This window comes from Bradyrhizobium sp. JR3.5 (genome assembly GCF_054057015.1).
The window spans coordinates 739,904-764,200 of the sequence record NZ_JBSRYV010000001.1; the positions used below are offsets into that span (position 1 = coordinate 739,904).

The following is a 24,297-nucleotide window of genomic DNA, read 5'->3' on the forward strand; positions in this document are numbered from 1 at the left end:
CCGCTTGCGTCAGCCGCGCGAGGCCTGCTTCAACAGTTTAGGGCTAACGAACAGCACGAGCTTGCCGCGCCGGAAGGAGACGTCGTTCCAATCGTCGGTCGCGAAGTCGAACACGGCGAGCCCCGAGGTCGGCAGATTGGCGCCGAGCGCGCGCTTGGCGGCCTCGTCGCCGCTGCCGGTCAGCGTCAGCGCGAGCTCGTGCATGCCGGGATTATGGCCGATCAGCATCAGCCGCTTCGGGTCGGTGACGGAAGCCATCCGGATCGCGGTGAGCAATTGCGCCGGATCGGCGCCGTAGAGTTCCGGCACGAATTCGACTTTCGGCGCACGTCCGGCGGCCTTCAGCGCCTCGCGCACGATCTCCCAGGTCTGCGTGGTGCGGACCGCCGGTGACACCAGCGCCAGATCGGGCAGGGGCGGATGGCGGGCGATCCAGCCGCCGATCTCTGCCGCATCGCGGTGGCCGCGCTCGTCGAGGCGACGGTCCTGGTCCTGCCCCGAAGGCGCGTCGGTTTCGGTCTTGGCGTGACGCAGCAGCAGCAAACGGCGCATGGACTTCCATCTCGATTCGGTCTGGTCGAATTAAATTCTACAGGCTCATGCCCTGGACAAGGTGACAAGCGCCGCAGCGGTTCGTAAGAAACGACATGAGCGAGACTTCCACAAGTGCGGCAGGCGGCCCCGACGAGGCGGCCTCACCGTTCCGCGACCGTCTGGCGTTCGACCTCGACGTCGACATTTGCGTGGTCGGGGCGGGGCTGGCCGGCCTGACCGTGGCCCGCGAGGCGGCGCGGCTTGGTGCCAGCGTCGCCGTGCTCGAGGGCCGCCAGATCGGCTGGAACGCCTCCGGCCACCATCTCGGCACCGTGATGCCGGGTTTCGGCCTGCCGATATCAGATGTGATTGAGCGCGTCGGCCTCGATGAGGCCCGCGAATTGTGGGCGCTCTCGAAAGAGGGCGCCGATTATGTTCGCGCCACTGCCACCGAGGAGCTGATCCCGGGCATCAGGGCGAGCGACGGCGCGCTGGAAGTCTCCAATGTGGATGTCGGCGAAGCGCTGATCAGCCGCCTGCAGACGCTGGGTGAGGAATTTGCCACCGAAGTCGAAGGCTGGCAGGTCGATCGCGTGCGCAGCGTGCTCAGGACCGGGCGCTATTTCCACGGCATCTATTATCCGAAGGCGTTCCAGATCGACGGCCGCAAATATGTGCACGGTCTCGCCGCGCTGGCGATGCGGGCGGGCGTGCGGATATTCGAGGAGACGCCGGTCGTCAGCATCGATTTCTCGGGCATCCGCAAGCGCATCGTGACGCCGACGGCGCGACTGCGCGCCAACCACATTGTCCTCGCCGGCAACGTCCATCTCGGCGCGCCGCTGAAGCGCTTGTCCGATACGCTGCTGCCGGTGTGGCGCTACGCGGCGTTGACCGAACCGCTCGGGGAACGGCTGGCGGAGGCGATCGCCTTTTCCGGCTCGGTCGTCGACAGCGACGGCATCGACCATTTCCGTGTCGTCGATGGCGATCGCCTGTTGTGGGCCAGTCCCGAAACCACCTGGGACGCGCGGCCGAAGCGGCTTGGTGCGGCGGTGCAACGTCGCATCGCCACGGTGTTTCCTCAACTCGGCAAGGTTCCGATCGCCGACACGTTCGGTGGCGCAGTCGGCGTCACCGTGCATGGCATGCCGCAGATCGGGCAGTTGAGCAGGGGCCTGTGGGTGGCGAGCGGCTTCGGCCGGCAGGGGCTCAACACCTCGGCGCTCGCGGGCCAGTTGATCGCGCGCAGCATCCTGTGGGGCGACGACCGCTGGCGGCTGTTTTCGCCGTTCGAGCTTGTCTGGGCCGGCGGCACCACCGGTCGGGTCGCCGGTCATTTTATCAGCCTGTGGGCGAGGGGCGCCGCATCCGCGGCGGGCGTGCTGGCGCGCTACCGCGAGGGTGCACGTGCGAAGGAGCGCCGCCGCGAGGCGCGGCTGGCCGAGGCCAATCTCAAGGCGGGAACCCGGGGGCCGGCACCCCGCCGCCCGCCGCCGTCGTCCGTGCGGCCGGTGCCGCCGCCCGTGCCCCGGCAGGTTGAGGACGCTGAGCCGCCGTCTGCCCATCCCTCGCAAGAAAGTGAGCGGATCTCGGACGGGCGGATGTAACGTCTGGCGGCGGGGTTCGTATTTGGTGACGAGCCGGTTTGCCAGTCTTGTTTCGCCAGCTTTGGCCGCCCGCATCGGAGATGATTGATGATCGATCGCCGCATCCTGCTTGCTTCCGTCGCCGGCCTGTTCGGCCTCGCCGCCTTCCGCTGGCTGCGCGCCTCGCCGGCGCAGGCCGCCGAGAAATTCGAGATCGAGAAGACCGACGCCGAGTGGCGCGCGCAGCTGACGCCGCAGCAATATGAGATCCTGCGCCAGGAGGGCACCGAGCGGCCGGGATCGAGCCCGTTGCTCAAGGAGCACCGCAAGGGCACTTTCGCCTGCGCCGGCTGCGACCTGCCGCTGTTCTCGTCCGAGACCAAGTATGAGAGCGGCACTGGCTGGCCGAGCTTCTGGAAGCCGCTGGACAATGCGATCGGCACCACGTCGGACCGCACCTTCGGCATGCTGCGCACCGAGGTGCATTGCCGCCGCTGCGGCGGCCATCTCGGGCATGTCTTCGATGACGGCCCGAAGCCGACCGGGCTACGCTACTGCATGGACGGTTTTGCGCTGGTGTTTCACCCGGCCGCACCCTCGGCGACCTGACGGCCCGTAGCGTTTTCGAGCGAAGTGGTTACCGGTTCGCGTCAAGAAAGCGCGTCCACCAAGACGAATGAGCGCGGTCAGAACCGCGCTCTGTCCCGGCAATTGTTGCCTGCCCGGCAATTGTGCCCCGGTTAAACGGCCAGGGCTTTTTTTTCAAGCGCATGATTTTGTTACGTTTCGTTTCGTGGCACGACCTTTGCGACATGCTCCGCCGATGCGGCCATTCCTGTGATTGCCAGCCGCCGGGAATCGAATTGGAGAACATGTCATGGGTATCTTCGGCGCTCTTACGACGGCGGTCGGTGGCTTGCGCGCAGGGTCGTACGCGCTCGAGAACATCTCCGGCAACATCGCCAACTCGCAGACCACGGCGTTCAAGCGCATCGATACCTCCTTTCTCGACCTCGTCCCGCAGACCGCGCTGACCGCGCAGCTCGCCGGCGGCGTCACGGCGCAGTCGCGCTCAACCAACTCGGTGCAGGGCGACGTGCAGTCGGCGTCGGTCGCGACCTTCATGGCGATCAACGGCAACGGCTTCTTCGCGGTGCAAAAGCCGGGCAGCTTCACTGACGGCTCGCCGGTGTTCGACGGCGTCGACCGCTACACCCGTCGCGGCGATTTCCAGCTCAACAAGGACGGCTATCTGGTCAACGGCGCCGGCTATTATCTCGAGGGCGTGCCGATCGACCCGACCACCGGCAACCCGTCGGGCTCCTCGCCGCAGGTGCTGCGGTTCAAGAACGACTTCCTGCCGGCGCAGCAGACCACCAAGATCGACTACCGCGCCAACCTCGCGTCCTATCCCTTGACCACGGCGCACGACACCTCGGTTCCGGGCTCCGAGCTGATCCGGCCGGGCGCGTTCAGCGCCGGACATAACCCGCTGGTGCTGGGCACGCCGGCCGCGCCGTATACCGATTCATCGGTCACCGGCACCGCGCAGAACAACAAGGCGACGCCGTCGGTGGCCAACACCGCCGCGACCCTGCTTTCGGGCGCGGCCGGCAGCGATTCGATCAATGCCAATTTCAGCGCCGGCTCCGCCGGCCCCCCGGTCGTGCCGGCCGATACGATCACGGTGAACGGCACCGTCATCACCTTCGTGGCTTCGGGTGCGACCGGCAACCAGCTGAACGTCACCGACAGCATCGGGACGCTGCTCGCCAAGATCGACTCGATCACCGGCACCGCGACGCCATCGACGATCAGCGGCGGCCAGATCACCCTGCATTCCGGCACGTCGGCCGACCTCAACGTGACGAGCTCGAACTCGACCGCGCTTGCGGCGCTCGGCTTCACCGGCTCGGCGGTTGCGACCCGCGGCGGCGGAGGCACCGTGGGCACCGGCCAGGTCGTCGGCAACGACAACTCGACCTTCCTGAACGAATCCGTCTCGGGCGGCGCCGTCACGGCCTACGACGTGTCGGGTGCGCCGGTGAACCTGCAATTCCGCTGGGCCAAGACCGACAGCTCCTCGCTGGGCGCCGGACATACCGATAGCTGGAACCTGTTCTATCAGGTCAATCCCAATGCAACCGGCACGCAGGTCTCCTGGCAGAACGCCAACATCAACTTCACCTTCGCGTCGAACGGCCAGATGTCGCCGGCGATCTCCTCGGTCGCGCTCAACAATGCCGTCGTCAACGGCGTGTCGCTCGGCAGCCCCGTGATCAATTTCGGCTCCGGTGGCGTGACCCAGTTCGCGGACGCCAACGGCAACGTCCAGGTTAACCAGATCCAGCAGGACGGCTTCCCGGCCGGCCAGCTGCAGTCGGTCAGCGTCTCGACCAACGGCCGCATCGTCGGCAACTACACCAACGGCCGCAATATCGACCTCGCCGAAATCTCGGTGGCGACCTTCAACGGCACCAACTTCCTCAAGCGCATCGACGGCGGCGCGTTCGAGGCAACCGACGAGTCCGGCGCGGCGTTGTTCGGCAAGTCCGGTACCATCGTCGGTTCGTCGCTCGAGAGCTCGAACACCGATATTGCCGACGAGTTCACCAAGCTGATCGTGACGCAGCAGGCCTATTCGGCCAACACCAAGGTGATCACGACGACCAATTCGATGGTGCAGGACCTCCTGAACGTCGTGCGCTGATCGCATCGATGATGCGCGTGTGAAGCAGTAAAGGCGAGTACACATCATGGGTTTGAGCCAAGCCCTTTCCACCGCGATGTCGGGCCTGCGCGCCACGCAGGCCGCGCTCTCGCTCGTGTCGTCGAACGTCGCCAACGCGGAGACGCCGGGCTACGTCAGGAAGACGCTGAACCAGGATACCGGCACCACCGGCCAGTTCGGGTCGAGCGTTCTCATCACCGGCGTCAACCGCCAGCTCGACGAATTCCTGCAGACCCAGCTTCGGACCGAGACGTCGGGCGCGTCCTACGCCGACGTCCGCTCGAGCTTCCTCGCCAATCTGCAGGGCGTCTACGGCAATCCCGACTCCACCGGCACGATCGAGGATGCCTACAACAAGTTCCTGACCGCGGTGCAGGGCTTGTCGACCAGCCCGGATTCGCAGTCGGCCCGGATCGGCGTCGTCAATGCCGCGCAATCCATGGCACAGCAGCTCAACGCGACCTCGCAGGGCATCCAGACGCTGCGCGCCAACGCCGAGGCCGGCATCAGCGACTCCGTCAATACCGCCAACAATGCGATGCAGCAGATCGCCCGCCTCAACGTGCAGCTGCAGGCCAACGGCGGCACGACCGATGCGTCGACCGCGGCATTTGCTCGATCAGCGCGATCGCTACGTCACCCAGCTTTCGCAGCTGATGGACATCCGCACCGTCACCAACAGCCAGAACCAGGTGACCGTGTTCACCAATTCCGGCGTGCAGCTGGTCGGCACCGAGGCCGCGACGCTCAGCTTCAACGCCCAGGGCACGATGACGCCCAACACGCAGTACAATACCGACCCGACCAAGAGCACCGTCGGCACCATCACCATCAATTTCCCGCATGGCGGCACCTATGACATGGTGTCGACCAACTCGATCCGATCAGGCAAGATCGCCGCCTATCTCGAGCTGCGCGACAACACGCTGGCGCAGGCGCAGACGCAGATCGACCAGTTCGCCGCCGCGATGTCGAGCGCGCTGTCGGACAAGACGACGGCGGGCACCGCCGCGACGGCGGGGGCGCAATCCGGCTTCGACCTCGATCTCTCGGGGCTGCAGAGCGGCAACACCATCCACGTCTCCTACAAGGACAACACCACCGGCATCACGCACAATCTGTCGATCGTCCGCGTCGACGATCCGAGCGTGCTGCCGCTCAGCAACACGGCAACCGTCGATCCGAACGACGAGGTGCTGGGCGTGGATTTCTCCGGCGGCATGAGCTCGGTGCTGTCGCAGCTCAACGGCGCGCTCGGCGGAACCGGCCTGCAATTCTCCAATCCGTCCGGGTCGACGCTGCGCGTGCTCGACGACGGCGCCGCCAACAAGGCCGACGTGACCGCGGCCTCGGTCACATCAACCGTTTCGTCGCTGACGTCGGGCGACCCGCAGCTTCCGCTGTTCACCGACAATGGCGGACTCTACACCGGCGCGATCACGGCGAACGGCTCGCAGTCGACGGGCCTTGCCGCACGCATCAGCGTCAACACCGCCCTGGTCGGCGATCCCTCGCGCATGGTCGTGTACTCGACCAATCCGCAGACGCCGGCCGGCGATACCACGCGCGCCAACCTCATTCTGAACCAGCTGTCGAACGCGTCGTACAGCTATTCGCCGAAGACCGGCCTCGGCACGTCGGGCGCACCGTTCACCGGCACGCTGTTGAACTTTGCCAAGCAGTTCATCAGCCAGCAGGGCGAATCGGCGACGGCGGCCAAGCAACTGGCCGACGGTCAGGACGTCGTGCTCAATACGCTGCAGAGCAAGATGGACTCGACCTCCGGCGTCAACATGGACGAGGAGATGGCGCATCTGCTGTCGCTGCAGAACGCCTATTCCGCCAATGCGCGCGTGATGTCGTCGATCAAGCAGATGTACGACGCGCTGCTGCAGCTCACGTGAGGGTAACATGTCGATCGACGGCGTAAGCGGCAGAACTTCCTATATCGGCACCACGATCCTCAACCTGCGCAGTCAGCTCAATGACCTGACGACGCAGCTTGCGACCGGCAAGGTATCGACGACTTATGCAGGGCAGGGGCTCGATCGCGGCTTCGCGCTCAGCCTGCGCGCGCAGATCAGCGGCATCAACGCGTTCTCGGACACGGCCACCAACCTCAACACCCGCCTGGGCGTCGCCAACCTCGCCCTGCAGGGGCTGTCCGACGTCGGGACCCAGGTGAAGAACGCCGCGACGACCGCGACGCTGACGCTCAACAACAGCGGGCAGACGTCGGGCCAGATCACGGCGCAGGCCGCGTTCTCCAATGCGGTCGCGATGCTGAACAGCCAGTCGGGCGACCGCTATCTGTTCTCCGGCCGTGCGATGGACACGCCGGCCACGGTGTCGGCCGACACCATGTTGAAGGGCACGGCAACCCAGGCCGGCCTCACCCAGCTCATCAACGAACGCAAGCAGGCCGATCAGGGCACCAATTTGATGGGACGCCTGAGCGTCTCGTCGCCGCCGGCGACCACGACGGTGACCAGCGTCGCCGAGGACGGCTCGCCGTTCGGCGTAAAGCTGCTGTCAGTGCAGTCGTCGTTGACCGGCGCCACCGTGACGCAGCCGGCCGGCACGCCGAAGTCCACCTCGGTCGATCTCGGCGCCGTCAATCCCAAGGATGGCGACAAAGTCAAGTTCAACTTCACGCTGCCCGACGGCACCACCGATGCGATCGAGCTCACGGCAACGACCACGAACCCGCCGCCGGCGGGCTCGTTCCTGATCGGTGCCGACACCACGGCGACGACCGCTAACCTTCAATCGACGCTGACCTCGTCCATCAAGACGCTGAGCGATACGTCGCTGGTCGCGGCCTCCGCGGTCGCGGCATCCAACAACTTCTTCAATCCAGTCGCGACCGTCGCGGGCGCCGCCGTCAACAACCAGAACACGCCGCCGGCGCCGATCAGCGGCGCTACGGCCCTTTCGGGCGCGGCGGGCACCGACTCGCTGTCGACGAGTTTCGCGGCCGGCGACACCATCACGGTCAACGGCACCCCGATCACCTTCGTTGCCTCGGGCGCCACCGGCAACCAGGTCAACGTCACCGACAGCGTGCAGACGCTGATGGCGAAGATCGACCAGATCAGCGGCACCAAGAACCCGTCGACCATCAGCAATGGTGCGATCACGCTTCACGGCGCCGATGGCGCGAGCCTCTCGATCTCGAGCTCCAACACGGCCGCACTCGGCGCGCTCGGCATCGCCAACAACACGACTGCGACCCCGGCGCCGCTCCGGGTAGGGGGACCGCCATTCGATACCGCGACCAACCTGGTCGCGGGCACGCCGGATAACACCGTGTACTGGTACACCGGCGACAACGGCCCGGGATCGGCGCGCGGCACCGCCGTCGCGCAGGTCGATCAGTCGATCACCGTGCAGTATGGCGCGCGTGCCAACGAGCAGGCCTTCCGCTATCTGCTGCAGAACGTCGCGGTGTATGCGGCGGTGACCACCAACGCCAGCAACCCGAATGCAAGCGCGCAGGTGACGGCGCTCGCGCAGCGCGTCAGCGGGAATCTTGCGCCGCAGAACGGCCAGCAGCAGATCCAGGACGTGCAGGCCGAGTTCGCCGGCGCGCAGACGGCGACCAAGGCGGCCACCGATCGTCAGACCCAACTCAAGGCCATGGCGGAAACGATGCTCGACTCGGTCGAGGGCGTCAATCAGGACGAGGTCGCGACCAAGATCCTGGCGCTACAGACCAGCCTGCAGGCGTCGTACCAGACCACGTCGATGCTGTATCAGACCACGCTGTTGAAATATTTGCCGATCGCCTGATCGCTTGCCGCGCAGGTTTGGAAAGCAAAAAGGGCCTCCCTCGCGGAGGCCTTTTCGTTTAGGCGGGGCCAGAGCGTTTTCAAGCGAAGGGATGCCTGTTCGCGTGAAGAAAACGCGTCAAAACAGGAAGCTCTACGCGCTCTTGCGGGTATCGTCCTGATTGCCGTTCTGCTGACCGCGTGCGGTTTCCAGCAGCTTCTCCTCGTGCGCGATCAGCTTCTTGGATTCTTTCAACGCGTGATAGAGATCGCCGTTGAGGATGAAGTTGTTGACGCTCTCGATGAACGGCCAGGCGCTTGGCATCGCGGTGATGATGTCGCGCACCAGGCTGAAATAGGTCGGGTGGTGCGCCATCGGGTCCGGCGACAGATACATCAGCTGCACCGCGAGATAGATCAGCTTCGCCGGCGTGTCCGCGGTCTCCGGCGTCAGGATGTCCTTCTCGCGCAGGATCGGGATGCGGTCGCCATCGATCAGAAGCCGGGCACGCTGCTCGGTGTTGGTGATCACGCAATTGCCGACGATGATGCGCTCGTTCGGTTTGAGTTCGACCTTCAGGGCCATGACCGTTCTCCTTTGCCGGGCAGTCGCGCGATATCGTTGCAGCGGAACGAAGTTGAGTTCGGCACTGCTCTAGCAGCCGCCGTCGCGGCCCGGGGCCGATGCGACAGCGATCCTTTCCCATGATGGTTAACGCTTGGTGAACAGCGGGGCCGCGCGAGTTGCAGCACGCGGCCGAAATCGGCAATCGTCTCAGTAGTTTTCACGGCGAACTTCGCCCAGTGGCGACAATTTTATTCTTCGGCATTTGTCTCAAATGCCGTGCTGGAGATTTCTTTTTCCTTGGCGGCTTGACCGCAGGATCGGCCATCCGCCCGGTCAGAAAGGATTGGCGCGGTTTTTTTCTCAGTTTCACACCAGAAAGGTATGAAAATGTCCGGTATCATTCTCTCCTCCTCCGTTCGTCAGAACCTCCTCTCCCTCCAGTCCACCGCCGATCTGCTCTCCACCACGCAGAACCGTCTTGCCACCGGCAAGAAGGTCAACACGGCGCTCGACAACCCGACCAACTTCTTCACTGCACAGTCGCTCGACAACCGCGCCAGCGACATCAACAACCTGCTCGATGGCATCGGCAACGGTGTGCAGGTGCTGCAGGCTGCCAACACCGGCATCACCTCGCTGCAGAAGCTGGTCGATACCGCGAAATCGATCGCCAATCAGGTGCTGCAGAGCCCGACCGGCTACACCAGCAGGTCGCAGGTCACCTCCACCGCGGCGCTCGGCGGCACAGCAGCCAACCTCGTCGATGGCACCACGATCAAGAGCGGCGACGTGCTGGCGATCGCGGCCTCGGCCGGTCAGCCCGCCTTTAGCTTCACCTTCGGGGCCAGCAGCTCGCTGGCGCAGCTGAATACGTCGCTGGCGGCCAGCAACCTGACGGCGAGCCTCGACAGCTCCAACAAGCTCGTCATCACCACGACCAACGACGCGGCGTCTTCGACAATCGGTGCGGTGACCTTCACCAACACCGGCGGCGGCACTGCGACGTTCAGCGCAGCCGGCACGGCGCCGGTTGCCGACCCGGCGTCGCAGTCGGCGCGCGCCGCTTTGGTGACTCAGTACAACAACACCATCGCGCAGATCACGACCACGGCGCAGGACGCCTCGTTCAACGGTATCAACCTGTTGAACGGCGACAACCTGAAGCTGACCTTCAACGAGACCGGCAAGTCCACGCTCGCCATCAGCGGCGTCACCTTCAATGCCACCGGCCTCGGCCTGAACACGCTGACCGCGGGCACCGACTTCCTCGACAACAACTCGGCGAACAAGGTGCTGACGGCGCTGGGCTCGGCGAGCTCCTCGTTGCGCAGCGAAGCCTCGACGCTGGGTTCGAACCTGTCGATCGTGCAGATCCGCCAGGACTTCTCGAAGAACCTGATCAACGTGCTGCAGACCGGTTCGTCCAACCTGACGCTGGCCGACACCAACGAGGAAGCGGCCAACAGCCAGGCGCTGTCGACCCGCCAGTCGATCGCGGTCTCGGCATTGGCGCTGGCCAACCAGAGCCAGCAGAGCGTGCTGCAGCTGCTCCGCTAAGCACGCCGACAAGTGGTTCAAGAGCGGCGGGGGAAACCCCGCCGTTTTTCTTTGTCTCCGGGATATTACGGTATCTTTCCATGCCGTCAGATCGGCGCATTTCGTAACGCCTGCTAACCATATTTAAAGGCGCCGGATGCATAAATATCGGGCGCTAGAATTGCGTCTCCGCGGCCCGAGAAATCCGCATCCCATCGAGGTCATTAATGTCGAATGCAGCCCAGGCCTACGCCCGTACGTCAACGACGACGGCCTCCCCACGTGAAATCGAAGCGCAGGCGCTGTTGAAGGCCGCGCGGCAGCTGCAGGAGGTCCAGGCGAACTGGAATGGGCTCGACAAGGCGCTCGATCACGCATTGCTGTTCAATCGCCGCCTGTGGTCGATCTTCCTCAGCGCGGCAGAGGGCGCCGACAATCCGCAGCCCCTCGAGGTGCGTCAGAACATCGCGAACATCAGCGTGTTCGTGATGAAGCAGACCATCGACATCCAGATGAATCCGGACCCGGCGAAGCTGAAGTCGCTGATCGAAATCAACTGCAACATCGCCGCCGGCCTTTCGGGCCGCGGCTGATCGGCCGGTTCACAACGGAGCTCTCGGCATGGCCGACGTGTTGAGCATCCTGTCCGCGAACTACAAGGCCGCCGGCCTGACGGTTCCGTCGAAGACGCCCTATGTGGCGGTCGATCCGAAGCTCTATGAGGGCAGCTGGAGCGGCAAGTACGCCAACAACAAGTCGTTCAACATCTCGGTGTCGAACATCGATGGCTTCCGCGCCAAGGTCCATTATCAGAGCGATGCCACCAGCAAGTATCAGGACGTCCTGATCAAGGACGGCTCGTTCCGGATCGGCGATACCAAGTTTTCGCTGGTGCAGCAGGGGACGGCATTGATCGCCAATGTCGTCACCGATCCGGCCACCGGATCGACCTATCTCGACAAGGCCTACGCCACACAGAAGTGAGGGGCCACTCCGCTTGCGTTACGCGCGGCGGTCGGTTGCGCGCGCCCGCGTCGGCGCGTCCTTGCTGAGATCGAGCGCGTGGAAATAGGCGCGGCGGCGCAATACGGCTTCTTCCGGAAACTGTCTCACCACCAAATTCGTGCGATTGTCGACCACCTGGTAGACCACGGCGCGCGCGTCGCGGTCGATGATGACCTGGTCGGTGACCGACGGCGCCTGATTTGAGAGCGACGCATTGACGGCGTTGGGGTCGATCGTGACGCGCACGCTCGGCTCCGGAGCGGTGACGCTCTGGCTCGCGGGCAATTCGGTCTTCACCGCCTTCTGCGCCGTATCACTCGTGGGAGTGATCATCGGCGCTGCAACCGGTGCCCCCACCGGCTTGATGTTGAAATCTGTACTCATGGCAGCCTCGTAGTGCACAGGCACTAGTTTGCTTGAGTCAAATCCCAACCCCTCACGATCCGCAACTCTACGGGGAACCTCTCAACAGCCTGTTAGGGAACACGCTGAATGCCGCGCTGCCGGAGCCGCGTCGAATTAAGCTAAATTGTCGGCGTGCGTGCGTCAGAGCGTGCGGCTGACGGCGATCGGCGTCATGTTGCGCGGGCCCGGCGTGGCGCGCTGTCCGTTCGCGGTATAGGTGTTCGGGATGTTGCGGCGCTGCACCTCGGCATTGACGCCGCGCACGATGCCTTCGGAGACCGCGTGTGCGGTCGCAAGCACCGTCAGGTTGACCTGCAGCATCGCGCGGAACGTCTCGTGATGACGCCGTAGCGTTGCGAGCAGTTCGGGGTCGGTCTGCGACAGCATCTTCTGCATCGATTTGAGGTGCTCCACCGCGAGCATGTAGCGGCGCGACAGCTCCGACTTCTGCGCCTCGAGCCGCATGGCCTCGCGGATCTTGCCGGCGCGGACGAACTCGGTCTCCTGCTCGACGACGGTGAGCAGCGCGCTCATCACTTCGGTCAGTTCGTTGGCGAGACGTGCGACATCGGGGGGCGTCGTCGTCGCGGGCCGCGCCGCGGGAGCGGCTGGCCGATGCTGCTGTGGACGCTGATTCATCGCGCTGCTCCTTGAGAACCGAATTAGCTCTTGTTCGCCTGCTGCAGGATCAGCGAGCGGAACACTTCGTTGGAAATGCCGACGCCGCCGGCCTTAGCGAAGTTCTTCGAATATTCGTCGGTCAGCATCGACCGCCACGCGCCGGTGCCGACCGTGTCGCCGTAGGGGCCTTCACCCTTCAGGCCGGTGGTCATCTGCGAGAACATCGTATTGAGGAACATCGATTCGAAGTCGGTCGCGGTCGCCTTCGCCTTGGTGAGTTGCTGCGGCGTGACCTTCTTCATCGCGTCCTGCAGCACGGGATCAGGGCGGCCATTGAACATCGGCATCAACGCCTTGTTCGGCATGCTGCCGGTGGTGCTGTTGATCAGGCTTCCCATCACATCACCTCGATGTCGGCTTCGATCGCGCCGGCGGCCTTGATCGCCTGCAGGATGCTGATCAGATCGCGCGGTCCGATGCCGAGGCCGTTGAGGCCGTCGACGAGCTGTTGTAGCGAGACGCCGTCCTTGACCACGGCGAACTTCTTGCCGTCCTCGGTGACCTGCACGTTGCTGCGCGGCGTCACCACGGTGCGGCCGCGCGACAGCGGATTGGGCTGGCTGACTTGCGGGCTCTCGGAGATCGTGACGGTGAGGTTGCCTTGCGCCACCGCGACGGTGGCGACGCGAACGTCGCGGCCCATCACGATGATACCCGAGCGCTCGTCGATCACGATCCTCGCGGCGAGGTCGGGATCGACCTGCAATTGCTCGATCTCGGTCAGGAAGGCGACGACGTTGCCCTTGAACTCCGGCGGGATCGAGAGCTGCACCGTGGAGGGATCGAGCGGCTCGGCGGTCTTGACGCCGAGATAGTCGTTGACCGCGGCGGCGATCCGCTTGGCGGTGGTGAAGTCGGCGTTGCGCAGCGCGAGGCGGACGTTGGGCAGGCGATTGAGCGCGAATTCGATCTCGCGCTCGATGATGGCGCCGTTGGCGATGCGGCCGACCGTCGGCACGCCGCGGACCACCTTGGCGGCCTCGCCCTCGGCATTGAAGCCGGAGATCGCCAGCGTGCCCTGCGCGACCGCGTAGACATTGCCGTCGGCGCCGAGCAGGGGGGTGACGAGCAGGGTGCCGCCGCGCAGATCCTTGGCATCGCCGAGCGCGGAGACGGTGACGTCCATCCGCGTGCCCTGGGTGCCGAACGCCGGCAGATTGCCGGTGACCATCACGGCGGCGACGTTGCCGGTGCGGATGGTGGCGCCGCGGATGTTGACGCCCATGCGCTCGAGCATCGCCTGCAGCGACTGCTTGGTGAAGGGGATGTTGTTGAGCGTGTCGCCGGTGCCGTTGAGGCCGACCACGAGACCGTAGCCGATCAACTGGTTCTGGCGCACGCCCTCGATGTTGGCGAGGTCCTTGATCCGCGACGTCGCGGCCGCCGGCATGGCGGACGCCGCCAGCGCGAGCAGAGCGGCGCAGGCCAACCCGAATAAGCTTACGATGCGGATGCCAGGCATCCAATGCTCCCCTCGAACTTCAACTCGCGGATCGCGCGACACTCCCATGACGGCGATCCGCCATTAACCATGCGAGCCGCGTGCCACTTTGTTTTGTTGGGGCAATGTATTGATATATTTATCGAAATTGTCGGATTGCCGTTCGGTTCCGGTTCGCCGGGGCGCGCAAAACTGCCGTGCGGCGGGCAGAAATTGCCGGGTCGTTTACGCACCGTTAACCATAAAACGGCGATGCTCGTGGCATTCAGGCCTGCGGGATCATGACGATGCGCATCTACGGACCGAACGGCACCACGCTTGGCACGTCCACCAGCGCCACACGGCGCACCTCGTCGACCGGGTTCTCGCTGCCGGATGCGACGACCGCGCAGGAGGAGGTCCGCTCCACCGCCGCGCCGAAGGCCGCCACGAGCCTCGATGCGCTGCTCGCGCTGCAGGGCGTCGAAGACCCGACCGAACGCCGCAAGCGCTCGGTGGCCCGCGGCAAGGGCGCGCTCGACGTGCTCGACGCGCTCAAGCTCGGACTGCTGTCCGGCAATTTCGATTCCTCGACCGTGAACCGGCTGCGCGATGCCGCGGCGAGCCTGAAGGAATCCTCCGGTGATCCCGGCCTCGATGCCGTGCTGGGCGAGATCGAGCTGCGTGTCGAAGTCGAGCTCGCCAAGGCCGGGCAATATTAGGCTCCTCTCGATCAATTTGCCTCAGGCCGCCATTGCCTTGCGCTGCGCGTCATAGCGGCGTTGTGCGGCCAGCACTTCCTTCAGATTCTGCTCGGCCCAGTCGCGCAGCGGATCAACCGCCTCGGCGAGCGTCGATCCGAGCGGCGTGATCGAATACTCGACGGTGACCGGAACCGTTGCGATCGCACGGCGGCGCAGCAGCCCGTCGCGCTCCAGGCTCTTCAACACCTGCGACAGCATCTTCTGCGATATGCCCTCGATGGCGCGGCGGAGCTGGTTGAAGCGCATCGGCTCGCTGCGGAGCAGCAGCAGGATCAGCACCGCCCATTTGTCGCCGACCCGGTCGAGGATCTGGCGTGTCGGGCAATTGGCGGCATAGGCGTCCGGCTTCAGGCTGGCGGCTTTCATCGGGTTACTCCGGCGTAATCAGGTGAGACGAGAGTGCCTTCTTCACACCTACATCCATTTCGCTATCTAGTCACCATTGGAAACTATCAATCGGAGACCTTGATGAAGATCGCCATCGCCGGCGCGTCCGGCCAGGCCGGCTCGCGCCTCACCGCGGAACTCGCCCGCCGCGGCCACGCCGTCACCGCCATCGCCCGCAACCCGGAGAAGATCGCAACCCTGCCTGGCGTCACCGCCGTGAAGGGGGATGTGAACGACCAGGCCGCCCTGGCCGCGCTGTGGGCCGGCCACGATGCCGCGATCAGTTCCGTCCATTTCAGCGTCAGCGACCCGGCCAAGCTGATCGAGGCTGCCAAGGCGTCCGGGGTCGGCCGCTATCTCGTGGTCGGCGGCGCCGGCAGCCTCGAAGTGGCCCCGGGCGTCCGCCTGGTGACCACGCCGAACTTCCCGGTCCAGTACAAGGCCGAGGCCTCGAAGGGGGCTGAGTTCCTCGACCTGCTGCGCCAGGAAAAGGACCTGAACTGGACCTTTTTGTCGCCCTCGGCGCTGTTCGTGGCGGGCGAGCGGACCGGCAAGTTCCGGCTCGGGACCGACCAGCTTTTGACGGCTGCGGACGGGAAGAGCTCGATCTCGTTCGAGGACTTCGCAGTTGCACTCGCCGACGAAATCGAGCGCCCGGCCCATATCCGTCAGCGCTTCACGGTCGGCTACTGACGGGCCAGGAGAGGGGAAAAGCCGGCCCCCGGGCAGCACGGATAAGTTTGCCTGTGCAAGGCCTTGGGGGCACCCCGCCTTTCGCGGTGGCAGATATTGTCTGTCACATGGCGTGGCTATATAAGGCGCCGCGCGGAGGGGTTCTGTTCCCTCCGCCTGACAGGGACATGGCTGCCTTTGGAAAAGCTGAAGAACTACCGGCCGACTGAAAAAGAGCCTTTCATGAATGAGCGGCAGCGCGACTATTTCCGCGCCAAGCTGCTGGCCTGGAAGGATGAGATCCTCCGCGAATCGAAGGTCACGCTGCAGACGTTGCAGGAAGAGAACGTCAATCACCCCGACCTCGCGGACCGAGCTTCCTCGGAAACCGACCGCGCGATCGAAACTTCGTGCCCGTGATCGTCAGCGCAAGCTGATCTCCAAGATCGACGCGGCGCTCCAGCGCATCGAAGACAACACCTACGGCTATTGCGAAGAGACCGGTGACCCGATCTCGCTGAAGCGGCTCGAAGCCCGCCCGATCGCGACGCTGTCGGTGGAGGCGCAGGAACGCCACGAGAAGCGCGAGAAGGTCTATCGCGACGAATAGTGGCGGTGGACCGCTACAGATTGATTCCGGCGCGCACCGGTCGTACGTTCGCGCCGCCATGATGACACGTACTCTCAACATCGCATCGGTCTTCCTCCTGGGCTGATCTCGTTTCCGCACGGAAGCGCTGATCGTCTCCGCGAGCCCGGGCTCGCGGGATTCCAGTGAACCGAATGAGCCGGCCAAACTCCGCGCCTCGCGGAGCATCGACGGCTGGCGATGATTTGAGAGACAATCATGACCGATCGAGACGACACGCGTGCGCTCAGCGACGCGCAAATCGAGCAATTCATCGAACAGGGCTTTGTCCGGATCGACAACGCCTTTCCCCGCGAACTCGCCGATGCGGGACGTGCCATCATGTGGCGCGACCTGCCGTGCCGCGAGCATGATCCTTCGACCTGGACGCGCCCGGTGGTGCGGCTGCCCGGCTATGGCGAGGAACCATTCCGGCAGGCGATCAACTCGCCGCTGCTGTATCGGGCGTTCGACCAGATCGCAGGCCCCGGCCGCTGGTCTCCGCGCCACAACATCGGGACCTTCCCGGTGCGGTTTCCGCATCCGGACGATCCCGGCGATGTTGGCTGGCATATCGACGTCAGCTTTCCCGGCGACGATTGCGACCCGCACGAGCGGAGCGACTTCTCCGCCTGGCGGGCGAACATCGTCTCGCGCGGCCGGGCGCTGCTGATGTTGTTCCTGTTCTCCGATGTCGGCGAGGATGATGCGCCGACCCGGATCAGGGTCGGCTCGCATTTTCAGATGGCGCGTTACCTCGCGCCGGCCGGTGAGGCCGGACGCGGGCGCATGAACCTCGCGCAAATGGGCGCCGATTGCGAGCTCGCGCTGGCGACAGGTGAAGTGGGCACGGTCTATCTGTGCCATCCCTTCCTGGTGCATGCCGCGCAGAAGCATCGGGGAACGAGGCCGCGCTTCATGGCGCAACCGTCGCTCAGTCCCGCCGAGCCGTACCGGCTCGAGCGTGACGACGGTGCCTACTCGCCGGTCGAGATCGCGATCCGGCGCGCGCTCGGCATGGGTTGACCGCGTGCCGATCTGAAGGCGAGGCGACATTCAGGCCAGTCCGGCCCCGAGTGTCGTCTCGCTTGCCTCCGCGTGACGGCGCGGGCCGTAGGTCTTCGACCACGCCAGCAATTCGCGGAAGGCCGGCGTGAGGCCCCAGGCCGAATCCGTCAGCTCGTATTCGACCTGCAACGGCTTTTCGGCGAGCACCTTGCGTGCCACCAGCCCATCGCGCTCGAGCTCGCGCAGTTGCGCAGCCAACATATGCTGGGTGATCGGCACGAGTGCGCGGCGCAGCGCGCCGAACCGCACACCGCCATTCATCAGCGTGAACAGGATTTCGAGCTTCCATTTGCCGCCGAGCGCGTGGATCGCGTGCTTGAACTCGATCAGCAGGCCGGGGTCGGTCGGGCAGCTCTCGCATTCGCCGCCGTCCCATAGTTCGCTGGTATTGTTTTCCATACCGGTCTCGAATTTCATTCTACTTGTCCAACGTTCAGATAGTGACCAGATGCGGCCTGTGCAGGGTGGGCGGTGCATTGTGTGCCCACCTGCCGAACCATGAAGAGGGCCGCGACATGAGCACGGTTTTGGTCACGGGCGGATCCGGTTTCATCGGCGTGCATACCATTCTGCAGCTGCTTGCCGACGGGCATGCGGTGCGAACCACGCTGCGCAATCCGGATCGCAGCAAGGACGTGATCGCGATGCTGCGCGAGGGGGGCGCGCTTGCGGCCGACCAGGTCGGCTTCGCCACCGCCGACCTGCTGCGCGATGACGGCTGGCGCGAGGCGGTCAAAGGATGCGACTACGTGCTGCACGTCGCATCGCCGCTCGGCGCGCATGTGCCGGAGGACGAGAACGAGCTGATCGTTCCGGCGCGCGAAGGCACGCTGCGGGTGTTGCGCGCGGCGCGCGACGCCGGCGTCAAGCGCGTCGTCGTGACGTCGTCGTTTGCGGCGATCGGCTATGGCCATCCACCGCAAGCCGAGCCGTTCGATGAGACCACCTGGTCCAATCTCGATGGCCCCGATGTGCAGGCCTATCCGAAATCCAAGACGCTGGCCGAGCGCGCCGCCTGGGATTTCGTCGCGCGCGAGGGCAGCGGCCTCGAGCTTGCCGTGGTCAATCCGACCGCGGTGTTCGGCCCCGCGCTCGGCGCCGACTTCTCCGAGTCGATCGGCATCATCAAGGCGCTGCTCGACGGCGCGATGCCGGCGGTGCCTCGGATCCATTTCGGCCTCGTCGACGTGCGCGACGTTGCCGACCTGCATCTCCGCGCCATGACCTCGCCGAAAGCCAGGGGGGAGCGGTTCCTCGCGGTCGCCGGCGACACCATGTCGGTGCTGCAGGTGGCCCGGCTGCTGCGCAGGAAACTCGGCAGCAAAGCGCGGCGCGTGCCCCGGTTCCAGGCGCCGGACTGGATGATGCGGCTTGCCGCGCGTCGCAACCCGTTGGCCCGCGCCGCCCTGCCGCTGCTCGGCAAGGTGCGCCGCTCGACCAGCGCCAAGGCGCAGAACCTGCTCGGCTGGCGACCGCGCGGCAATGAGGAGATGGTCGTCGCGACCGCCGAGAGCCTGATCAGGCTCGGCCTGGTCAAGGCTTGACGGCCTCGCCCGTCCGGCGTGCTTGCCAGACGCGTCGGCGAGTGCTGAATTGCAGTGAGCAGACGGAGGCGCCACCGCGCCGCCGAGAACATCAGGGAGGCTGCGCAGATGGATCGGGTCCTCGCGGCCGCAAAGGCGATTGCCAGCGCGCGCCGCAGCCGCGCGCCGCTCAAGGCGCTCGCCAAAGACATCGTGCCGCTTGACGAGGCCGAGGGCTATCGCGTGCAGTACGCGCTGCACGATCTGCTGCAGCCACAGGTCGGCAGCCTCGTCGGCTACAAGATCGGCTGCACCAGCGCCGTGATGCAGGAGTACATCAACATCCCGCACCCCTGCGGCGGTGGTGTGTTCGAGAAGGTCGTGCATGACAGCGGTGTGCGGCTGCCGGCGGCCGACTTCGTCCATGTCGGCGTCGAATGCGAGATCGCGGTGCGGCTGGCGCGCAGTCTCGCTCCGAGCGAAGCGCCGTTCACCGCCGAATGGGTCGCGGAGGCGATCGAGGCCTACCAGCCGGCGATCGAGATCGTCGACGACCGCTACGTCAAATGGGAGACGCTCGGCGCGCCGACGCTGATCGCCGACGACTTCTTCGCCGCCGGCTGCGTGCTCGGCGAGGCCGTGCCGCGCAACACCGTGCCCGATCTGCGCAAGGTCGCCGGACGCGCGTTCGTCAACGGCAAGGAGGAGGGGCGCGGCACCGGCGCCGATGTGCTCGGCCATCCCCACAACGCGCTCGCCTGGCTCGCCAATCATCTCGCCGCCGAAGGCCGTGGCCTGCATGCCGGCCAGATCGTGCTGACCGGCAGCCTGGTCAAGACGATATGGCTGAAGGCGGGCGACACGGTCGTGATGGAGCTCGATGGGCTCGGCAAGGTGGAAGCGACGTTCACCTGACTTTCACATCGCCGGTCGCCTGGCGTCCGTGACCAGCTCGACCTTGCCGTCGGTCAGCCGATAGACCGCGCCGACGATCCGGAGCTTGCCCTGATCGACCGCGGCGCTGAGGATCGGCGTCGCCGTCTTGAGCTTCGCGACGTTGTCGATGACGTTTTGCTTGATGGCGTTGGCGAGCCGGTCGCCCGGCTTGCCCTCGGTCGCCTTCACCGCAGGCGCGATCGCGGTGACCAGCGAGGGCAGATGGCCGGGCAGGGTGGTGTTGTCCTTCAGCGACTTGATCGCGGCGTCGACCGCCCCGCAGCTGTCATGACCGAGCACCATGAATAGCGGCACGCCGAGCACGGACTGCGCATATTCCAGGCTCGCGATCATCTCGTCGCTGGCGAAATTGCCGGCGACGCGGCAGACGAACAGATCGCCGCGACCGGTATCGAAGGCGTATTCCGGTGCGATGCGGGAGTCCGCGCAACTCAGGATGCCGGCGAACGGATTCTGTCCGCCGGACAGCGCCTCGCGCTCGTGCTTGAAATCATGTCGCCGCGAAATGCCTTCGACATAACGCAGGTTGCCCTTCACCAGCCGGTGGAGCGCGGCGTCCGGCGGCAGCACGTTCTGCGGCTTCGGCGGCGGTCTTGTCTCTTTGGCCGTTACAGCCGGCGCAAGGGCGAGGCTGACCGCGGTGCACGCCGCGCCAGCGAGGAAGACACGCCGGGAGGTTCGGTTGGGAGGCGTGATTTCGCAGAGCTGGCACATCAAGGTTCTCCGTGAACAAGGACCGCACCGCGCGATATGTGTAGGTCATGCGCAGTGCCTTCGCAACGAGGTGCATTCGAGCGCTTGCGACCGCCGCGCCCACACCCTGCCTAGTGCGCAATTGCGCACGGGAGCAGGGACCCATCCTCCGCGGCGGATGTCGTGAAGGGACCCGTCGTTCCAGCCTCGTTCAACAATGTCGATCGGTGGTCATGGGTCCCTGCTTTCGCAGGGACGACACCAAGCATGTTTAACGGTCTGTGAGCCAAACATCCGCATGCCCGCGATGAGTTCGGTCAGGCGCCAAGCGGAATATTTTCTTATTGCGGGATTGACAGGTTTTGCTGAGTTGCCCGAACGGGCAAATCAGCGGCTGATGGATAGCCAATCAGTTATGGGTATGTCGGCGCCGCCAATTCCGCGCCAAGCACACCGAAGGTATTAGCTTGATCGTTAGTCGGCGTTCCCCAACTTCTCGCTTGACCAATCCATAGCTGTCTGGTTATACGTTAATCCATAACCAACGGGCTATTGATCCGATGCCGGACGCTCACGACGTGCTGTTTCGAACCCTCGCAGACCCGACGCGCCGGGCGATCTTCGAGCGCCTGTGCCGCGAGGGCGAGCAGACCGTCGGCGCGCTGACCGCGCGGGCAAAGATCTCGCAGCCGGCGGTGTCAAAACATCTCGGCGTGCTGAAGCAGGCCGGGCTGGTGCGCGACCGCCATGAAGGAAGGCAGACGCATTACAGCGCGCAGCTCGGCGCGCTGGCGCCGCTGATCGACTGGACCAGCCAGATGGCGGGCTTCTGGCAGAACCGGTTCGACCACCTCGAAGATCTTCTCAAAAGGATGGACCAATGAACAAGACCACCGCTGAAACGCGCTCCGCAATCGTGGAGCGTGAATTTCCCCATCCGCCGGAAAAGCTCTGGCGCGCGCTGACGCAACCGCATCTGATGGAGGAGTGGCTGATGAAGAACGACTTCAAGCCCGAGGTCGGGCACAGCTTCAATCTGCGCGGCGAGTGGGGCGGTATGCTGGACTGCAAAGTGCTTGCCGTCGAGCCGCACAAGACGCTGTCCTACACTTGGAATTTCGCGCATGCGGATGCCGCCTACAATCTCGAGAGCGTGGTGGTCTTCACGCTGACGCCGACAGCGAAGGGTACCCATCTGCGCGTCGAGCAGTCCGGCTTCCAGCCGCATCAGAAGCAGGCCTATGGCGGCGCCCATGCCGGGTGGAAGCAGTTCTTTGAGAATCTCGATCAGATGCTGGTGCGCGAAGTCTGATCGTCCTCTCTCTCGTCATTGCGAGGAGCGATAGCGACGAAGCAATCCATTGATCCGCGTACTCGGTGCGATGGATTGCTTCGCTTCGCTCGCAATGACGGCAATACACAAATTTGCACGGACCCAACAGGAGGTCACATGAACTGGAACAACTGGATCAGGCAATTTCACCGCTGGCTCTCGATCGCTTTTACGGTTGCCGTCATCATCAACATCGTCGCGATGGTCCTGCAGCAGCAAGCCGTGTGGATCGGCCTGCTGGCGCTGTTCCCGCTGATCTTGATGCTGCTGAGCGGCCTGTATCTGTTCGCGTTGCCCTATCTGGCGCCGCGGCGCGAGCGTGGGGCATCGACCCGGGCGTCACAAGCGTGATGCCCGGACATTCCAAATGTGATTGCATGGGACAGGCTGGGACCACGAGGCAGCAATGACGGCATCGGAACGTATCGACCAGATGATCGCGGATCTCACCGACTGGCGCGGCAAGACGCTCGCCAGCCTGCGCAAGAGCATCCTCGCCGCCGACTCGGGAATCGTCGAGGAATGGAAGTGGATGGGCAGCCCGGTGTGGTCGCGCGACGGCATCATCGCGGTCGGCAACGCCCACAAGGGCAAGGTGAAGCTGACCTTCATGTATGGCGCGCAACTTCCCGACCCCGACAAGCTGTTCAACACCGGCTTCGAAGGCAATGCGCGGCGCGCGATCGATCTGTTCGAGGGCGATAAGATCAACGACCGCGCGCTGAAGGCCCTGATCCGTGCCGCGATCGAGCTCAACCAGGCCAAATCCAGCAAAACTGCGAAGAAGCCGGCGAAGAAGGCGGCCGACGCTCGCGCAACCGCGAAGAAGGCATGAGCTGCGCCGGCATGCGGCCTGCCGATCCGGTCCATCCGTGATGATCACGACCAGGCTCGCCACATCGTCGGATGCGAAAGCGATCTCCGTGCTGCTGACGGCCAACACCGGCGATCGCGGCGGCATGCTGCTCGGGCAGTGGCCGCGTGAGGTGATTGAGACGCGCATTGCGAGCGGGCAATCGATCGTTATCGCGACCGGCGATGAGGGCAGGCTGCTCGGCGCGCTCCTGACGTCGGAGAAAGGATTCGGCGAGGCGCCGCCGGTGCAGGCCATGCTGAAGGCTTGGCCGGGGAGTCCCGATGCGTATGTGTACGGCCCCGTGTGCGTTTCCCCGGACGCGCGCGGCCTCGGCATCCTCGAGGCGCTATACGCCAGGCTTCAAGCAACGTTTCCCGGCCGCGAAGCGATCCTGTTCATCAGGGAAGACAATCCGCGCTCGCTCAAGGCGCATCTGCGGCTCGGCATGCGCGAGGTCGCGCGATACGACTTCGGCGGCAAGATTTTCGTGGTCCTGAGCGACAGGCCCGATCCCGGATAGCCCGGACCGCGCCGGGAACCCGCGTTCTGCGCACGGGAACTCAGGTCTCGGTGTCAGCAATACCGGGAAATAAATCGTTCACCGCCAAGGGGGCCTTTGTCTATTTCGATCATCCCGTCGCGATCCTCGATGCGCTGCCCGAGCACGCGGGAATCTATTATCTCGCGAAGTTCGAGTACTTCCGCAACGGCGTGTCTCCGGAATTGTCGTTGAACGATCTGCAGCGCGTCGTGACCTTTCCGTCGTTCCACACCTGTCTTGCCTTGATGACGATTTTCGCGACGATCGACACACGGTGGCTGTTCGGCATCACGCTGATCTGGGAATCTCCTCGTCCTCGTCTCGACGCTTCCGATCGGCGGGCATTACGTCATCGACCTGACCTCCGGTGCGCTGCTGTGGCTGGCGGCGATGAAGATCGAGGCGATGCTCGGCAGATCGTTCATGATCTTGCGCGGAATGCCGATGCCGGAAGCCGTGTCCGCCTGACGCGCAGCTAACCGAGGCCGACATGTCGACCGCATGGCCAGCCTTGCCGGCGTTCTTCTGGAACGACTGCTCGATCAATTCCTTAATCTTCCGCTCGACCGCCGCGCGGCCCGCGCCAGACGGGCCGCAGGAAAGTGCTGCCGGGTGAACCTTGCCAGGGAAGCGACG

The 24,297-nt window shown here is 64.8% G+C and carries 30 protein-coding genes and 2 pseudogenes; 22 read left to right on the top strand and 10 right to left on the bottom strand.

Going from position 1 to position 24,297, the window contains the following annotated elements; genetic code table 11:
• Positions 1 to 9 precede the first annotated feature (9 nt).
• On the bottom strand, positions 10 to 552 hold the full coding sequence (locus ACVWW1_RS03545) for a SixA phosphatase family protein (RefSeq protein ID WP_456654881.1): 543 nt from the start codon (positions 550 to 552) through the stop codon (positions 10 to 12).
• A gap of 95 nt (positions 553 to 647) precedes the next feature.
• Between ACVWW1_RS03545 and ACVWW1_RS03550 the strand changes: the two genes are divergently transcribed.
• From ACVWW1_RS03550 to ACVWW1_RS03570, 5 genes and pseudogenes are all read left to right on the top strand, one after another.
• Entirely contained in the window at positions 648 to 2,144 is a 1,497-nt protein-coding gene (locus ACVWW1_RS03550; RefSeq protein WP_456654882.1) for an NAD(P)/FAD-dependent oxidoreductase, read from the top strand.
• A gap of 87 nt (positions 2,145 to 2,231) precedes the next feature.
• A complete protein-coding gene (msrB, locus tag ACVWW1_RS03555; RefSeq protein WP_092115436.1) occupies positions 2,232 to 2,732 on the top strand; it encodes a peptide-methionine (R)-S-oxide reductase MsrB in 501 nt (166 codons plus the stop codon).
• A 268-nt stretch (positions 2,733 to 3,000) separates the two neighbouring features.
• A complete protein-coding gene (locus ACVWW1_RS03560) occupies positions 3,001 to 4,833 on the top strand; it encodes a flagellar hook-basal body complex protein (protein ID WP_456654883.1) in 1,833 nt (610 codons plus the stop codon).
• Between the two features lie 46 nt (positions 4,834 to 4,879).
• A pseudogene (gene flgK, locus ACVWW1_RS03565) lies at positions 4,880 to 6,758 on the top strand (flagellar hook-associated protein FlgK).
• 7 nt (positions 6,759 to 6,765) lie between these two features.
• The gene (locus ACVWW1_RS03570) at positions 6,766 to 8,646 is read left to right on the top strand and encodes a flagellar protein (RefSeq protein ID WP_456654884.1); all 1,881 of its coding nucleotides are present in this window, start codon (positions 6,766 to 6,768) and stop codon (positions 8,644 to 8,646) included.
• A 132-nt stretch (positions 8,647 to 8,778) separates the two neighbouring features.
• Here ACVWW1_RS03570 and flbT read toward each other — a convergent pair whose 3' ends face one another.
• Entirely contained in the window at positions 8,779 to 9,210 is a 432-nt protein-coding gene (flbT, locus tag ACVWW1_RS03575) for a flagellar biosynthesis repressor FlbT (RefSeq protein WP_176530212.1), read from the bottom strand.
• A 230-nt stretch (positions 9,211 to 9,440) separates the two neighbouring features.
• The gene (locus tag ACVWW1_RS03580; protein WP_207831171.1) at positions 9,441 to 9,593 is read right to left on the bottom strand and encodes a hypothetical protein; all 153 of its coding nucleotides are present in this window, start codon (positions 9,591 to 9,593) and stop codon (positions 9,441 to 9,443) included.
• On the opposite strand from ACVWW1_RS03580, the gene ACVWW1_RS03585 reads away from it, so the two are divergent.
• The 3 genes from ACVWW1_RS03585 to ACVWW1_RS03595 all read left to right on the top strand — a co-directional run bounded on the left by ACVWW1_RS03585 (position 9,580) and on the right by ACVWW1_RS03595 (position 11,712).
• Positions 9,580 to 10,749 carry a flagellin N-terminal helical domain-containing protein gene (locus ACVWW1_RS03585; protein ID WP_207831170.1) on the top strand — a complete coding sequence of 390 codons (1,170 nt, stop codon included), beginning with the start codon at positions 9,580 to 9,582 and terminating at the stop codon, positions 10,747 to 10,749. The two genes, ACVWW1_RS03580 and ACVWW1_RS03585, sit on opposite strands and share 14 nt — an antisense overlap.
• A gap of 206 nt (positions 10,750 to 10,955) precedes the next feature.
• Positions 10,956 to 11,321 (top strand): flagellar biosynthesis regulator FlaF, encoded by a 366-nt coding sequence (gene flaF / locus ACVWW1_RS03590; protein ID WP_456654885.1) that lies wholly within the window; start codon positions 10,956 to 10,958, stop codon positions 11,319 to 11,321.
• 28 nt (positions 11,322 to 11,349) lie between these two features.
• Positions 11,350 to 11,712: a hypothetical protein gene (locus tag ACVWW1_RS03595; RefSeq protein ID WP_456654886.1), complete on the top strand. Its 363-nt coding sequence runs from the start codon at positions 11,350 to 11,352 to the stop codon at positions 11,710 to 11,712.
• 18 nt (positions 11,713 to 11,730) lie between these two features.
• Here the strand turns inward: ACVWW1_RS03595 and ACVWW1_RS03600 are convergent, their stop codons facing one another.
• From ACVWW1_RS03600 to ACVWW1_RS03615, 4 genes are all read right to left on the bottom strand, one after another.
• Positions 11,731 to 12,117, bottom strand: coding sequence for a hypothetical protein (locus ACVWW1_RS03600; protein WP_176530214.1), 387 nt, complete (start codon positions 12,115 to 12,117; stop codon positions 11,731 to 11,733).
• Between the two features lie 162 nt (positions 12,118 to 12,279).
• A complete protein-coding gene (locus tag ACVWW1_RS03605) occupies positions 12,280 to 12,777 on the bottom strand; it encodes a hypothetical protein (RefSeq protein WP_176530215.1) in 498 nt (165 codons plus the stop codon).
• Positions 12,778 to 12,800: 23 nt separating this feature from the next.
• Positions 12,801 to 13,157: a flagellar assembly peptidoglycan hydrolase FlgJ gene (gene flgJ, locus ACVWW1_RS03610; protein WP_176530216.1), complete on the bottom strand. Its 357-nt coding sequence runs from the start codon at positions 13,155 to 13,157 to the stop codon at positions 12,801 to 12,803.
• The gene (locus ACVWW1_RS03615; RefSeq protein WP_176530217.1) at positions 13,157 to 14,281 is read right to left on the bottom strand and encodes a flagellar basal body P-ring protein FlgI; all 1,125 of its coding nucleotides are present in this window, start codon (positions 14,279 to 14,281) and stop codon (positions 13,157 to 13,159) included. Before ACVWW1_RS03615 ends, flgJ begins: the two co-directional genes overlap by 1 nt.
• Positions 14,282 to 14,284: 3 nt before the next feature.
• Here ACVWW1_RS03615 and ACVWW1_RS03620 point away from each other — a divergent pair, with 3 nt between their 5' ends.
• Together ACVWW1_RS03620 and ACVWW1_RS03625 are read left to right on the top strand one after the other, a co-directional pair.
• Positions 14,285 to 14,545 (top strand): hypothetical protein, encoded by a 261-nt coding sequence (locus ACVWW1_RS03620; protein WP_456654887.1) that lies wholly within the window; start codon positions 14,285 to 14,287, stop codon positions 14,543 to 14,545.
• Between the two features lie 2 nt (positions 14,546 to 14,547).
• Positions 14,548 to 14,961: a flagellar assembly protein FliX gene (locus ACVWW1_RS03625; RefSeq protein WP_176530218.1), complete on the top strand. Its 414-nt coding sequence runs from the start codon at positions 14,548 to 14,550 to the stop codon at positions 14,959 to 14,961.
• A gap of 21 nt (positions 14,962 to 14,982) precedes the next feature.
• Here the strand turns inward: ACVWW1_RS03625 and ACVWW1_RS03630 are convergent, their stop codons facing one another.
• Complete coding sequence (locus ACVWW1_RS03630; protein WP_456654888.1) at positions 14,983 to 15,369, bottom strand: winged helix-turn-helix transcriptional regulator; 387 nt, start codon at positions 15,367 to 15,369, stop codon at positions 14,983 to 14,985.
• A 102-nt stretch (positions 15,370 to 15,471) separates the two neighbouring features.
• On the opposite strand from ACVWW1_RS03630, the gene ACVWW1_RS03635 reads away from it, so the two are divergent.
• The 3 genes and pseudogenes from ACVWW1_RS03635 (at position 15,472) to ACVWW1_RS03645 (ending at position 17,716) form a co-directional block, all read left to right on the top strand.
• Entirely contained in the window at positions 15,472 to 16,083 is a 612-nt protein-coding gene (locus tag ACVWW1_RS03635; RefSeq protein ID WP_456654889.1) for an NAD(P)-dependent oxidoreductase, read from the top strand.
• Positions 16,084 to 16,305: 222 nt separating this feature from the next.
• Positions 16,306 to 16,672 (top strand): annotated as a pseudogene (gene dksA / locus ACVWW1_RS03640) (RNA polymerase-binding protein DksA).
• A 237-nt stretch (positions 16,673 to 16,909) separates the two neighbouring features.
• Positions 16,910 to 17,716, top strand: coding sequence for a phytanoyl-CoA dioxygenase (locus ACVWW1_RS03645; protein ID WP_456654890.1), 807 nt, complete (start codon positions 16,910 to 16,912; stop codon positions 17,714 to 17,716).
• Positions 17,717 to 17,746: 30 nt separating this feature from the next.
• On the opposite strand, the gene ACVWW1_RS03650 is transcribed toward ACVWW1_RS03645, so the two are convergent.
• Positions 17,747 to 18,175, bottom strand: coding sequence for a winged helix-turn-helix transcriptional regulator (locus tag ACVWW1_RS03650; RefSeq protein ID WP_456654891.1), 429 nt, complete (start codon positions 18,173 to 18,175; stop codon positions 17,747 to 17,749).
• A gap of 98 nt (positions 18,176 to 18,273) precedes the next feature.
• Between ACVWW1_RS03650 and ACVWW1_RS03655 the strand changes: the two genes are divergently transcribed.
• Entirely contained in the window at positions 18,274 to 19,302 is a 1,029-nt protein-coding gene (locus ACVWW1_RS03655) for an SDR family oxidoreductase (protein ID WP_456654892.1), read from the top strand.
• Between the two features lie 108 nt (positions 19,303 to 19,410).
• A complete protein-coding gene (locus ACVWW1_RS03660; RefSeq protein ID WP_456654893.1) occupies positions 19,411 to 20,196 on the top strand; it encodes a 2-keto-4-pentenoate hydratase in 786 nt (261 codons plus the stop codon).
• Positions 20,197 to 20,199: 3 nt separating this feature from the next.
• On the opposite strand, the gene ACVWW1_RS03665 is transcribed toward ACVWW1_RS03660, so the two are convergent.
• Positions 20,200 to 20,952: a carbonic anhydrase gene (locus ACVWW1_RS03665; protein ID WP_456654894.1), complete on the bottom strand. Its 753-nt coding sequence runs from the start codon at positions 20,950 to 20,952 to the stop codon at positions 20,200 to 20,202.
• Positions 20,953 to 21,491: 539 nt separating this feature from the next.
• Here ACVWW1_RS03665 and ACVWW1_RS03670 point away from each other — a divergent pair.
• The 7 genes from ACVWW1_RS03670 (at position 21,492) to ACVWW1_RS03700 (ending at position 24,277) form a co-directional block, all read left to right on the top strand.
• On the top strand, positions 21,492 to 21,815 hold the full coding sequence (locus ACVWW1_RS03670) for an ArsR/SmtB family transcription factor (RefSeq protein ID WP_050403489.1): 324 nt from the start codon (positions 21,492 to 21,494) through the stop codon (positions 21,813 to 21,815).
• Positions 21,812 to 22,243, top strand: coding sequence for an SRPBCC family protein (locus ACVWW1_RS03675; RefSeq protein ID WP_456654895.1), 432 nt, complete (start codon positions 21,812 to 21,814; stop codon positions 22,241 to 22,243). Before ACVWW1_RS03670 ends, ACVWW1_RS03675 begins: the two co-directional genes overlap by 4 nt.
• Positions 22,244 to 22,381: 138 nt before the next feature.
• Positions 22,382 to 22,615, top strand: coding sequence for a hypothetical protein (locus tag ACVWW1_RS03680; RefSeq protein WP_176530227.1), 234 nt, complete (start codon positions 22,382 to 22,384; stop codon positions 22,613 to 22,615).
• A 55-nt stretch (positions 22,616 to 22,670) separates the two neighbouring features.
• A complete protein-coding gene (locus ACVWW1_RS03685; RefSeq protein ID WP_456654896.1) occupies positions 22,671 to 23,099 on the top strand; it encodes a DUF1801 domain-containing protein in 429 nt (142 codons plus the stop codon).
• A 40-nt stretch (positions 23,100 to 23,139) separates the two neighbouring features.
• A complete protein-coding gene (locus tag ACVWW1_RS03690) occupies positions 23,140 to 23,640 on the top strand; it encodes a GNAT family N-acetyltransferase (RefSeq protein WP_207831125.1) in 501 nt (166 codons plus the stop codon).
• Between the two features lie 50 nt (positions 23,641 to 23,690).
• Entirely contained in the window at positions 23,691 to 24,140 is a 450-nt protein-coding gene (locus tag ACVWW1_RS03695; protein WP_456654897.1) for a hypothetical protein, read from the top strand.
• A gap of 11 nt (positions 24,141 to 24,151) precedes the next feature.
• A complete protein-coding gene (locus ACVWW1_RS03700; RefSeq protein ID WP_456654898.1) occupies positions 24,152 to 24,277 on the top strand; it encodes a hypothetical protein in 126 nt (41 codons plus the stop codon).
• Positions 24,278 to 24,297 lie beyond the last annotated feature (20 nt).

What these genes read in the sequence shown, in the direction of transcription:
- ACVWW1_RS03690 (WP_207831125.1), top strand. Translation starts at nt 23,140, where the DNA reads ATGATCACGACCAGGCTCGCCACATCGTCGGATGCGAAAGCGATCTCC.
- ACVWW1_RS03605 (WP_176530215.1), bottom strand. Translation starts at nt 12,777, where the DNA reads ATGAATCAGCGTCCACAGCAGCATCGGCCAGCCGCTCCCGCGGCGCGG.
- ACVWW1_RS03675 (WP_456654895.1), top strand. Translation starts at nt 21,812, where the DNA reads ATGAACAAGACCACCGCTGAAACGCGCTCCGCAATCGTGGAGCGTGAA.
- ACVWW1_RS03570 (WP_456654884.1), top strand. Translation starts at nt 6,766, where the DNA reads ATGTCGATCGACGGCGTAAGCGGCAGAACTTCCTATATCGGCACCACG.
- ACVWW1_RS03655 (WP_456654892.1), top strand. Translation starts at nt 18,274, where the DNA reads ATGAGCACGGTTTTGGTCACGGGCGGATCCGGTTTCATCGGCGTGCAT.
- ACVWW1_RS03630 (WP_456654888.1), bottom strand. Translation starts at nt 15,369, where the DNA reads ATGAAAGCCGCCAGCCTGAAGCCGGACGCCTATGCCGCCAATTGCCCG.
- flbT (WP_176530212.1), bottom strand. Translation starts at nt 9,210, where the DNA reads ATGGCCCTGAAGGTCGAACTCAAACCGAACGAGCGCATCATCGTCGGC.
- ACVWW1_RS03625 (WP_176530218.1), top strand. Translation starts at nt 14,548, where the DNA reads ATGCGCATCTACGGACCGAACGGCACCACGCTTGGCACGTCCACCAGC.
- ACVWW1_RS03660 (WP_456654893.1), top strand. Translation starts at nt 19,411, where the DNA reads ATGGATCGGGTCCTCGCGGCCGCAAAGGCGATTGCCAGCGCGCGCCGC.
- ACVWW1_RS03700 (WP_456654898.1), top strand. Translation starts at nt 24,152, where the DNA reads ATGTCGACCGCATGGCCAGCCTTGCCGGCGTTCTTCTGGAACGACTGC.
- flaF (WP_456654885.1), top strand. Translation starts at nt 10,956, where the DNA reads ATGTCGAATGCAGCCCAGGCCTACGCCCGTACGTCAACGACGACGGCC.
- ACVWW1_RS03550 (WP_456654882.1), top strand. Translation starts at nt 648, where the DNA reads ATGAGCGAGACTTCCACAAGTGCGGCAGGCGGCCCCGACGAGGCGGCC.
- ACVWW1_RS03620 (WP_456654887.1), top strand. Translation starts at nt 14,285, where the DNA reads ATGCTCCCCTCGAACTTCAACTCGCGGATCGCGCGACACTCCCATGAC.
- ACVWW1_RS03615 (WP_176530217.1), bottom strand. Translation starts at nt 14,281, where the DNA reads ATGCCTGGCATCCGCATCGTAAGCTTATTCGGGTTGGCCTGCGCCGCT.
- ACVWW1_RS03580 (WP_207831171.1), bottom strand. Translation starts at nt 9,593, where the DNA reads ATGATACCGGACATTTTCATACCTTTCTGGTGTGAAACTGAGAAAAAA.
- ACVWW1_RS03650 (WP_456654891.1), bottom strand. Translation starts at nt 18,175, where the DNA reads ATGAAATTCGAGACCGGTATGGAAAACAATACCAGCGAACTATGGGAC.
- ACVWW1_RS03685 (WP_456654896.1), top strand. Translation starts at nt 22,671, where the DNA reads ATGACGGCATCGGAACGTATCGACCAGATGATCGCGGATCTCACCGAC.
- ACVWW1_RS03680 (WP_176530227.1), top strand. Translation starts at nt 22,382, where the DNA reads ATGAACTGGAACAACTGGATCAGGCAATTTCACCGCTGGCTCTCGATC.
- ACVWW1_RS03595 (WP_456654886.1), top strand. Translation starts at nt 11,350, where the DNA reads ATGGCCGACGTGTTGAGCATCCTGTCCGCGAACTACAAGGCCGCCGGC.
- ACVWW1_RS03645 (WP_456654890.1), top strand. Translation starts at nt 16,910, where the DNA reads ATGACCGATCGAGACGACACGCGTGCGCTCAGCGACGCGCAAATCGAG.
- ACVWW1_RS03670 (WP_050403489.1), top strand. Translation starts at nt 21,492, where the DNA reads ATGCCGGACGCTCACGACGTGCTGTTTCGAACCCTCGCAGACCCGACG.
- ACVWW1_RS03560 (WP_456654883.1), top strand. Translation starts at nt 3,001, where the DNA reads ATGGGTATCTTCGGCGCTCTTACGACGGCGGTCGGTGGCTTGCGCGCA.
- msrB (WP_092115436.1), top strand. Translation starts at nt 2,232, where the DNA reads ATGATCGATCGCCGCATCCTGCTTGCTTCCGTCGCCGGCCTGTTCGGC.
- ACVWW1_RS03600 (WP_176530214.1), bottom strand. Translation starts at nt 12,117, where the DNA reads ATGAGTACAGATTTCAACATCAAGCCGGTGGGGGCACCGGTTGCAGCG.
- ACVWW1_RS03545 (WP_456654881.1), bottom strand. Translation starts at nt 552, where the DNA reads ATGCGCCGTTTGCTGCTGCTGCGTCACGCCAAGACCGAAACCGACGCG.
- flgJ (WP_176530216.1), bottom strand. Translation starts at nt 13,157, where the DNA reads ATGGGAAGCCTGATCAACAGCACCACCGGCAGCATGCCGAACAAGGCG.
- ACVWW1_RS03665 (WP_456654894.1), bottom strand. Translation starts at nt 20,952, where the DNA reads ATGTGCCAGCTCTGCGAAATCACGCCTCCCAACCGAACCTCCCGGCGT.
- ACVWW1_RS03585 (WP_207831170.1), top strand. Translation starts at nt 9,580, where the DNA reads ATGTCCGGTATCATTCTCTCCTCCTCCGTTCGTCAGAACCTCCTCTCC.
- ACVWW1_RS03635 (WP_456654889.1), top strand. Translation starts at nt 15,472, where the DNA reads ATGAAGATCGCCATCGCCGGCGCGTCCGGCCAGGCCGGCTCGCGCCTC.